4 protein-coding genes are annotated in these 1738 nt (G+C 41.7%); all 4 read left to right on the top strand.

Annotation, left to right across the window (positions count from 1 at the left end; translation table 11 throughout):
• On the top strand, positions 1-367 hold a 367-nt coding region (locus LJE09_RS17095; RefSeq protein WP_227311592.1), incomplete at its 5' end, for a DUF6442 family protein.
• A complete protein-coding gene (locus LJE09_RS17100; RefSeq protein ID WP_008705293.1) occupies positions 364-570 on the top strand; it encodes a helix-turn-helix transcriptional regulator in 207 nt (68 codons plus the stop codon). The genes LJE09_RS17095 and LJE09_RS17100, both read left to right, overlap by 4 nt.
• A gap of 9 nt (positions 571-579) precedes the next feature.
• Positions 580-882: a hypothetical protein gene (locus LJE09_RS17105; RefSeq protein ID WP_008121271.1), complete on the top strand. Its 303-nt coding sequence runs from the start codon at positions 580-582 to the stop codon at positions 880-882.
• 19 nt (positions 883-901) lie between these two features.
• Positions 902-1699: a YhfC family intramembrane metalloprotease gene (locus LJE09_RS17110; RefSeq protein ID WP_227311593.1), complete on the top strand. Its 798-nt coding sequence runs from the start codon at positions 902-904 to the stop codon at positions 1697-1699.
• The last annotated feature ends 39 nt before the right edge of the window (positions 1700-1738 follow it).

Below are 1738 nucleotides of genomic sequence, written 5' to 3' on the forward strand. Positions count from 1 at the left end.
AAAATATGCAAAGAAAACTTGGTATGGAGGTGTTTTTATGAAAAAGGACGAAATCTTAAATGCAAGCAGAAAAGAACATCGCAATAAGGACTTGGCTGAAATGGAAGTGGTATATCAAGCCGGAAGTCACGCAAGCAGAGTTGGTGCTTTAGTGTGTTGTTTGCTTTCGCTGTTATCTTCTGTGCTTGCTCATACTATGATTTACAGTCCGTGGGTTATATACTTCAGCATTATTGCAACACAATGGTTAGTTCGTTTTATCAAAATGAAGCGAAAGAGTGATTTGGTCTTGACCGTTCTGTTTTTTGTGCTTTCCATTTTGGCATTTGTTGGATTTGTTAGCCACCTTTTAGAGGTGAGAATATGAAAGAACAATTACAACTGAAAAATCACTTAAAGGAAGTTCGCACAGAAGCAAATCTTTCTCAAGCTCAGCTTGCAGAAATGGTAGGGATATCAAGAAATACCATTAGTTCTATTGAAACAGGACAGTTTAATCCAACTGCAAAATTGGCTCTAATTCTTTGTATTGCATTGGACAAAAAATTTGAGGAACTATTCTATTTTTAGGAGGTCATTATGGAAAATATTATAATGTTGATTTTGGGAGTGTTCATATCTGTTGTGGGAATTGTAAATATCAAAGGCAATATCAGCACAATTCACTCTTATAACAGGCGAAAAGTAAAGGAAGAAGATATACCAAAGTATGGAAAAACAGTCGGCACAGGAACGCTGATTATAGGAATATCTCTTGTATTAGGTTTTATTGTTTCGTTTTGGAGTGAAATAATTATAGATTATATCATTCTTCCAGCAGTTATTGTCGGATTAGGCTTTATATTGTATGGACAGTTCAAATACAATAAAGGAATTTTTTGAGAATCAGGGAGGTATAAAGATGGAATTGAACACAATATCAGGTCTGGCGATAGCGGGAGTTATCTGCTCCGTTGTCCTCTCGATGGGGGTACCGATTGCTTTGTTCATTGCAGGAAGGGTGAAGCTTAAGGCAAGGATTTCCTCGTTCTTTATCGGAGCAGGAACCTATCTGCTGTTTGCCATGCTGTTGGAACAGCAGCTGCATGTTCTTGTCATTCAGTTCTGCGGACTGAACGCACAGAGCAGGCCATGGCTTTACTATGTGTACGCGGCTTTGGCTGCAGCGGTTTTTGAAGAGACCGGAAGACTGATTGCCATGAAGTTCTGGATGAAGAAATGGCTGGATTTTCCAAATGCACTGATGTATGGAATCGGGCATGGCGGTGTGGAGGCCATTCTAATCGGAGGACTCTCCGGAATCAGCAATCTTGTGTCCATGCTGATGATCAACAGCGGAGCCATGCAGAATACGCTGGCGGCACTTCCTGCTGAGTCTGCAAACCAGACCGTGTCACAACTGTCGGCCCTATGGACAACACCGGCACCACTCTTTTTTGTAAGCGGAATCGAAAGAATCAGTGCCATCATTCTGCATATCGGGTTGTCACTGCTGATCTACCAGGCGGTAAAGGCAGGCAAATGCAGGACAGCGGCTTTTACAGCGGTTCTTGCATATGGGATTCATTTTATCGTGGACTTCTTTGCCGTGGCAGGTCCGGCGCTTCTTCCCATCTATGTGATTGAAATTGGTGTCTTTGTGATGGCAGCCGGAACTCTTGTTATGGCGCTGAAGATGGGAAGGATGGAAGAACTGTGAATTCCAGTTTTCTGCTATCATAAAACAGAATATATCTGA

This window comes from Blautia sp. DFI.3.45, from assembly GCF_020593505.1.
Taxonomy (GTDB): Bacteria; Bacillota; Clostridia; order Lachnospirales; family Lachnospiraceae; genus Blautia_A; species Blautia_A wexlerae.

Excerpts from the sequence above, each read along its gene's own strand:
- LJE09_RS17100 (WP_008705293.1), top strand. The coding sequence starts at position 364 with ATGAAAGAACAATTACAACTGAAAAATCACTTAAAGGAAGTTCGCACA.
- LJE09_RS17105 (WP_008121271.1), top strand. The coding sequence starts at position 580 with ATGGAAAATATTATAATGTTGATTTTGGGAGTGTTCATATCTGTTGTG.
- LJE09_RS17110 (WP_227311593.1), top strand. The coding sequence starts at position 902 with ATGGAATTGAACACAATATCAGGTCTGGCGATAGCGGGAGTTATCTGC.